We start from the raw sequence: 1,752 nt of genomic DNA on the forward strand, positions 1-1,752 counted from the left end.
TCAAGATGGCTTTCAAGCCCGGCGATATCCCACTGCTCGTCTAGGCTTTGCGGTGGAATAAAGCGACTGATCGTATCATCAACAACTTCTTCGCGAATCGCTGCAACGATATCTGAAATATCATCAGACTCCATCACCGAGTTACGCTGCTCATAAATCACACTACGCTGATCGTTCGCCACATCATCGTATTCCAGTAAGGACTTACGAATATCAAAGTTACGGCCTTCTACTTTACGCTGAGCCTTTTCAATCGCATTACTCACCATCTTGTGCTCGATGGCCTCACCTTTGTCCATACCCAAGGCTTGCATGATGTTACGTACACGATCCGAGGCAAACAGACGCATCAAGTTATCTTCTAAAGACAAGAAGAAACGGGTACTACCTGGGTCACCCTGACGGCCAGATCGTCCACGAAGCTGGTTATCGATTCGACGAGACTCGTGACGTTCGGTACCCAAAATATGCAACCCGCCTGCCTCAAGTACGGCTTTATTTCGTACTTCCCAGTCAGCTTTGATTTTAGCGATCTTGTCATCACTTGGGTCTTTCAATGCTTTAATTTCAGCTTCCCAATTACCACCCAGAACAATATCCGTGCCACGACCAGCCATGTTCGTCGCAATGGTTACAACACCCGGCAAACCGGCTTGCGCAACGATCTGAGCTTCTTGAGCATGCTGCTTCGCATTCAATACACTGTGCTTAATGCCTGCTTTCTTAAGTAATGCAGACAAAAATTCAGATGATTCAATAGATGCAGTACCCACTAGTATCGGGCGCTTTTGCGCAACCACAGCTTTTACTTCATCAATGATCGCTTGGTATTTTTCTTCCTGCGTCAGATAGATCAGGTCGTTATGATCAATTCGCTGAATCTCTTTGTTTGTCGGAATAACGACAACATCCAAACCATAAATTTGCTGGAACTCGAATGCTTCGGTATCCGCCGTACCCGTCATACCAGCCAGTTTCGAATAAATTCGGAAGAAGTTCTGGAAGGTGGTTGAAGCCAAAGTCTGGCTTTCAGCCTGAATTGCAACATTCTCTTTAGCTTCTATCGCCTGGTGCAAACCTTCGCCCCAACGACGACCAGCCATGGTTCGGCCGGTATGTTCATCGATAATAACAATTTGCTTATTCTGAACGATATAATCGACATCTTTCACATATAGGTAATGCGCACGCAAAGCGGCATAGACGTGGTGCAGTATGTTCAGGTTAGTCGCAGCGTAAAGGCTATCGCCCTCTTCCAGCACGCCATGCTCAATTAAGAGTCCTTCAAGATAGGTATGACCCGCTTCAGTCAAATCGACATTTTTCGATTTTTCATCAATTGTGAAGTGACCGTCATCAATAGGCTTATCGTCTTCACCTACCTCCGCTTTCTTCAGCATCGGTACCAAAGCATTAATCTGCTTATAACGCTTGGAACTGTCCTCAACTGCGCCAGATATAACCAAAGGCGTACGCGCTTCATCAATCAGGATCGAATCAACTTCATCGACAATCGCAAAGTTCAGACCACGCTGATACTTACCTTCAAGATTGAAGGCCATATTGTCACGCAAGTAATCGAAACCAAACTCGTTATTAGTACCATAGGTGATGTCTGACTGGTAAGCTGCTCTCTTTTCATCTGGCTGCTGGCCACCATAGACAACACCAACACTTAAGCCCAAAAAGTTATAGAGTGGCTCCATCCATTTGGAGTCACGCTTTGCAAGGTAGTCGTTCACGGTCACAACG

1 protein-coding gene is annotated in these 1,752 nt (G+C 45.9%); it reads right to left on the bottom strand.

Annotated elements, in window-relative coordinates; all coding sequences use genetic code 11:
- The coding region (gene secA / locus A3729_RS04855; RefSeq protein ID WP_068633294.1) for a preprotein translocase subunit SecA at window positions 1-1,752 on the bottom strand (1,752 nt) is incomplete at both ends.

This window comes from Oleiphilus sp. HI0043 (assembly GCF_001634935.1).